We start from the raw sequence: 6000 nt of genomic DNA on the forward strand, positions 1-6000 counted from the left end.
ACGTATGCATCAGATACGTGTTGGAATTCTTGGCGCGTTTTCTTTTGCTCTTCTACTAATTGTGTTACTACTTGATGATATTGTTCTTGAGCTTGCTTTACTAAAGAATAGCTTGATTTGCTTTGGTTAAGAGAAAGCTCTTGTAATTTATTTAATGCTTCATGCGTGCGGTTTGTCCATTCTTCATAAGAATCGGCAACAGCGTTTCCAGCTGTTTTACGTAAGTTTTCAACTGTTTTTTGTTGAAGATCTTCTAATTCAGCTTTCCATTGTTTGTCTGTTGCTTGAAGTTGTTCAACTGCTTTTGTTACAAATTCTTGCTGTTGCTCAAGTGCTTTTAACGTCCATTGCTCAATTTGTTTGTTTCCGTCTGCAATGTTTTGTAACCCCTTTGTCCATTGTTCCCACATTGCATCAATTACTGTATCATACTTTACTGTTGACATAATCAAATTCCTCCTTGAATAATTTGGTCTGGCGAACAGTTATCGTAATGAACAAAACGTTAAAGAAGAAATTCGTAGTTGTGTGATAAACCTAACATTCCGCGCTCGCTGGTTGACCGTGAAATTTAACATTATATTAGGAAACGCAGATGTACTGCGTGAATCCCTTTAATCGTTTTCTTCCTCTTTTGATTCTTTTGACTTTTTAGAAGAAGAAGAGCTAAAAGGGAACAACATGTCGGTATACATGTGAAAAAATGAATCTAACATGTTTTGATACTGTTCAAGTGAATTAGCCCACATGCTTAAATATTGTTCGCCGGCATCTGTTAATGAATAAATCCGGCGTGCAGGTCCTTCAGCTGACGTATCCCATTGCGATGTAATCAAGTTGTCTTTTTCAAGCTGTCTCAGCGTGCGGTAGACATTTCCCTGATCAACTGATGTGAATCCAAAGCTCATTAGTTGCTGAATGAGCTTGTAACCATGTAGATTCCAACCTCTTAAACTTAAAAGAAGAAAAGGAACCATCAAGTTTTTTGGTGCACCGCTAATCGATTTTTCTAAGTTGTTTGAATTAGAGGTGTTATCTTTTTCACTTGATCCCAAGGTAATCACCCCTTCGAAAAAAGAGAATTTGTTTTCCATATGTGTAATTTACACCTAGATGAAAAAATTGTCAACACTTTAAAACAGGTCTTTCAAATACAGGAAAAAAGAACGATTTTTTGGATTTCGACAAAAAGCGTCAAAAAAATTCAAAAATAAACAAAGATTTAGAATTGTTTATTTTGGAAAACGTATTTATAATAGTACATGTAGGTAATTTTTATAACATTTATAATTTGTTGGTAAGTGAATTGTGAAAAGATTTACATTATCCAATAAATAAACGCAAAATTGGTTGCGTTTACTTAGAGCTTCTAATATGTCGCTTGTCACATTAAGTGTCCATATTGAAAGCCATCACTTTTAACGTACACAAGAAAGGAGATGGAGTTTTGGAACAGCAAAAAGTATTTGATCCGTTTCAAGCATGGAAAGACGTATATGACAAAACCGAATCTTACTGGGGTAAAGTTATTGGGGACAATATGAATCGTGAAGAATTTTCCCAGCTCATGGGAAATGTGCTAAATATGAACCTTCAATATCAACAAGCAGTAAATGAAGTAACGGGGCGCTATCTGCACCAAGTAAATGTACCAACAAAAGAAGATGTAGCAAACGTTGCGTCATTAGTCATCAATGTGGAAGAAAAAGTAGAATTATTAGAAGAGCAATTTGACGATCGTTTTGATGAATTAGAAGCACAGCAAGAAAGTGCATCTGCTTTGAAAAAAGATGTAACTAAGCTGAAATCTGATGTCAAATCGTTAGACAAAAAACTCGACAAAGTTTTATCTCTTCTTGAAGGGCAGCAAAAAACACAAGACGAGTTAAAAGAAACTATTCAAAAACAAATTAAAACTCAAGGTGAGCAGCTTCAGGCTCAGCTGTTAGAAAAACAAGAAAAATTAGCTGAAAAGCCAAAGGCAGAAGCTAAATCTGAAGCAAAACCATCAAACGCTCAAAAAACTGAGCAGCCAGCTCGCAAGTAAGGTATAGGGGATTTTATAACAACATTAACTGCTGTATTTACAGTAAAAATCATAGCTGAAGAAGCAAGGGGGAAATTTTTCATGACAACATTACAAGGTAAAGTAGCAATCGTAACAGGCGGATCTAAAGGTATCGGGGCAGCAATTACACGTGAGCTTGCTTCTAATGGAGTAAAAGTAGCAGTAAACTATAACAGCAGTAAAGAATCTGCAGAAGCAATCGTAAAAGAAATTAAAGACAACGGCGGAGAAGCTATTGCGGTTCAAGCTGACGTGTCTTATGTAGATCAAGCAAAACACCTAATCGAAGAAACAAAAGCTGCGTTTGGTCAATTAGACATTCTAGTAAACAATGCTGGAATTACGCGCGACCGTTCATTCAAGAAGTTAGGTGAAGAAGATTGGAAAAAAGTAATTGATGTAAACTTACATAGCGTATACAACACAACATCAGCTGCGCTAACGCACCTTTTAGAATCTGAAGGTGGTCGTGTTATCAATATTTCATCAATTATTGGTCAAGCGGGCGGATTTGGTCAAACAAACTACTCAGCTGCTAAAGCAGGTATGCTAGGATTCACTAAATCATTAGCTCTTGAGCTAGCTAAGTCAGGCGTAACAGTTAATGCAATTTGCCCAGGATTTATTGAAACGGAAATGGTAATGGCAATGCCGGAAGAAGTTCGTGCAAAAGTTGTAGCAAAAATCCCAACTCGTCGCTTAGGCCACGCTGAAGAAATTGCACGTGGAGTTGTTTACTTAGCAAAAGACGGCGCGTACATTACAGGACAACAGTTAAACATTAACGGCGGCTTATACATGTAATAAATGCTGGCCCTGACTTTTGTCGGGGCTGTGCTTGTTAACTAACTACTAATGGAATGAAAGGGTGTGTATATTCGTGGCAATTCCTTACGTGCAAGAGTGGGAAAAATTAATCAAATCAATGCCAAGTGAATATAAAAGTTCTGCAAGACGTTTTAAGCGTGCATATGAAATTATGACAACAGAAGCGGAACCGGAAGTTGGATTAACACCAAAAGAGGTTATTTGGAAAAAGAACAAAGCGAAATTATACCGCTATACGCCAGTAAAAGATAACCTGCATAAAACACCAATCTTACTCGTATATGCATTGATCAATAAACCGTATATTTTGGATTTAACACCTGGAAACAGCCTTGTTGAATACTTATTGAACCGCGGTTTTGACGTGTATTTGCTTGACTGGGGAACTCCTGGGCTTGAAGACAGCAATATGAAGCTAGATGATTATATTGTAGATTATATTCCAAAAGCAGCGAAAAAGGTGCTGCGCACTTCTAAATCTCCTGATTTGTCTGTTCTTGGTTACTGCATGGGCGGAACTATGACATCTATTTTTGCTGCATTAAATGAAGACTTGCCGATTAAAAACTTAATTTTTATGACAAGTCCATTTGATTTTTCGGATACAGGTTTATACGGAGCATTCTTAGACGATCGCTACTTTAATTTAGATAAAGCAGTAGATACATTCGGAAACATCCCTCCAGAGATGATTGACTTTGGAAACAAGATGTTAAAGCCAATCACGAATTTCTATGGCCCATATGTAACGTTGGTGGACCGTTCGGAAAATCAGCGGTTTGTTGAAAGCTGGAAGCTAATGCAAAAGTGGGTTGCTGACGGAATCCCATTTGCTGGTGAAGCTTATCGTCAGTGGATTCGTGACTTCTATCAACAAAATAAATTAATCAATGGTGAACTTGAAGTTCGCGGACGCAAAGTAGATTTAAAAAATATTAAAGCTAATATTTTAAACATTGCTGCTAGCCGTGATCATATTGCGATGCCGCATCAAGTGGCAGCTTTAATGGACGCTGTTTCAAGTGAAGATAAAGAGTACAAATTGTTGCAAACAGGTCACGTATCTGTTGTATTTGGTCCAAAAGCAGTGAAGGAAACATATCCTTCAATCGGCGATTGGCTAGAAAAACGCTCTAAATAAAATAAAGACGTGGCTAGGACAAAAGTATTTTAGCCGAAGTGAAAAACGAACCACTGATATTAGTGGTTCGTTTTTTTGTTATGGTAAACGTAGGTTTCAAATATATAGTTGCTTCTAGTTGTTGATTGGAGAGCAAGGCGAAGTCTTGCACGGAAATCRACWGCGGTGTCACAAGCGGTTCAGCTCATGSATCCCATTTGTTCGTCTTTAGATTGGATTCATTTAATTATGTCTCAACCTCGTTTTTTTTGTAAACAGACAATATTGATTGACGGTTCTTTATGCGGGCTGCTGGAATATATGATATCTAATGACAAGTGAGGTGACTTCTTTTATACTAATGTAGTCACCTTCTTGAACATGGGATTTTTTACATGGATATTGCAATCCATGTAACAATGAGTATGCTTTAAGAAGAAAGAAGAAAACTATTAGTATTATAACAAAAAGGAATGTCAGATTATGCCGCAACCATGGAAACGACGAGTAAGGCAGATGTCTTCAGCTCAAATTATTGTTACATTTTACATAGTGGCTGTTACGCTTGGATTTCTATTACTTAGTATTCCAGAAGCTTTAAAGCCGGGAGTGAAGTTAGCATTTATTGATCGCTTATTTATTGCCGTTAGTGCGGTAAGTGTAACAGGGCTGACACCTGTCTCTACTCCGGATACATTTAGTACGACGGGCTATTTTTTACTCGCTTTTATTTTTCAAATCGGTGGTATTGGTGTAATGACACTCAGTACATTTATTTGGATGATTTTGGGTAAAAAAATCGGTTTAAAGGAACGTCAGCTCATTATGACAGACCATAACCAATCCCGCTTATCAGGATTAGTTGACTTGATGAGAAATATTTTATTTATTATTTTTGCCATTGAACTAGTTGGCGCCATTGTTTTAGGATTACATTTTCTCCGTTATTATTCGAGCTGGACGGATGCGTTTTTGCATGGTTTCTTTGCTTCTGTCAGCGCTACAACAAATGCTGGCTTCGATATTACAGGATCTTCATTTATTCCGTATGCCCATGATTATTTTGTCCAAGTGGTAACCGTTATTTTAATTACGCTTGGAGCGATTGGATTCCCTGTATTAATTGAAATTAAGCACTATTTTTTAACATTTAAAGATAAGCGTAAATTTCAATTTTCGCTATTTACGAAGCTAACGACCATTATGTTTTTTCTGCTGTTAGCAGGGGGGACAATCTTGATTCTTGTGCTAGAGCATTCAGGATTTCTAGCAGATAAGTCTTGGGATGAATCGTTTTTTTATGCGTTTTTCCAATCCGCTGCCACAAGGAGTGGAGGAGTGGCGACCATGAATATTAATGAGTTTTCACTTCCTACGTTAATTATGATGAGTGCGATGATGTTTATCGGTGCTTCACCGAGCTCAGTAGGGGGAGGAATTCGTACGACGACGTTTGCATTAAATATTCTTTTCCTGTTTTATTACGTCAGAGGAAATAAGACGATTAAAATCTTTCGCCGCGAAATTCATGAAGACGACATTATTAAATCAGTAGCTGTATCGATGTTAGCCGTAATCATTTGCTCGAGTTCTCTTCTTATTTTAAGTATTACAGAACATTTTTCTCTCATTGAGCTTATTTTTGAAGTGTGTTCGGCTTTTGGGACAACAGGTTTATCAATGGGAATTACAGGAGGGCTTTCTGATATCGGTAAATGCGTTATTATGATTTTAATGTTCATTGGCCGAATCGGCATGTTTTCATTTATTTTAATGCTTCGCCGTCCAACGTCTGGACCGGATTATCACTATCCGAAAGAACGTATTATTATTGGATAAAAGAGGCTGAGGTAAAAATATGTTAGTTGARGAAGGATCCGAACGAGCTTGATTCTTAATCAAGCTCGTTCGGATTTTTTTATGATGGTAAACATAGGTCTCATATTTTTACCTGCTTCCAGCTGTTGATTGGAGGGCATGGCGA

The 6000-nt window shown here is 37.2% G+C and carries 6 protein-coding genes; 4 read left to right on the forward strand and 2 right to left on the reverse strand.

The features are described from left to right. On the reverse strand, positions 1 to 446 hold a 446-nt coding region (phaP, locus tag AC1DRF_RS14635), incomplete at its 3' end, for a polyhydroxyalkanoic acid inclusion protein PhaP (protein WP_477741011.1). Positions 447 to 614: 168 nt separating this feature from the next. Continuing rightward, positions 615 to 1094 carry a poly-beta-hydroxybutyrate-responsive repressor gene (phaQ, locus tag AC1DRF_RS14640; RefSeq protein WP_013082201.1) on the reverse strand — a complete coding sequence of 160 codons (480 nt, stop codon included), beginning with the start codon at positions 1092 to 1094 and terminating at the stop codon, positions 615 to 617. 353 nt (positions 1095 to 1447) lie between these two features. Here phaQ and phaR point away from each other — a divergent pair, with 353 nt between their 5' ends. From phaR to AC1DRF_RS14660, 4 genes are all read left to right on the forward strand, one after another. Next, entirely contained in the window at positions 1448 to 2047 is a 600-nt protein-coding gene (gene phaR / locus AC1DRF_RS14645; protein WP_013055937.1) for a polyhydroxyalkanoic acid synthase subunit PhaR, read from the forward strand. A gap of 81 nt (positions 2048 to 2128) precedes the next feature. Then, entirely contained in the window at positions 2129 to 2872 is a 744-nt protein-coding gene (phbB, locus tag AC1DRF_RS14650; RefSeq protein WP_014461095.1) for an acetoacetyl-CoA reductase, read from the forward strand. Between the two features lie 76 nt (positions 2873 to 2948). Next, positions 2949 to 4037 carry a class III poly(R)-hydroxyalkanoic acid synthase subunit PhaC gene (locus AC1DRF_RS14655; RefSeq protein ID WP_013055939.1) on the forward strand — a complete coding sequence of 363 codons (1089 nt, stop codon included), beginning with the start codon at positions 2949 to 2951 and terminating at the stop codon, positions 4035 to 4037. A 462-nt stretch (positions 4038 to 4499) separates the two neighbouring features. Further along, entirely contained in the window at positions 4500 to 5855 is a 1356-nt protein-coding gene (locus tag AC1DRF_RS14660; protein WP_043979693.1) for a TrkH family potassium uptake protein, read from the forward strand. Positions 5856 to 6000: the final 145 nt, after the last annotated feature.

The sequence above is a fragment of the Priestia sp. P5_B4 genome (genome assembly GCF_056400385.1).

Excerpts from the sequence above, each read along its gene's own strand:
- phaQ (WP_013082201.1), bottom strand. The coding sequence starts at position 1,094 with ATGGAAAACAAATTCTCTTTTTTCGAAGGGGTGATTACCTTGGGATCA.
- phbB (WP_014461095.1), top strand. The coding sequence starts at position 2,129 with ATGACAACATTACAAGGTAAAGTAGCAATCGTAACAGGCGGATCTAAA.
- AC1DRF_RS14660 (WP_043979693.1), top strand. The coding sequence starts at position 4,500 with ATGCCGCAACCATGGAAACGACGAGTAAGGCAGATGTCTTCAGCTCAA.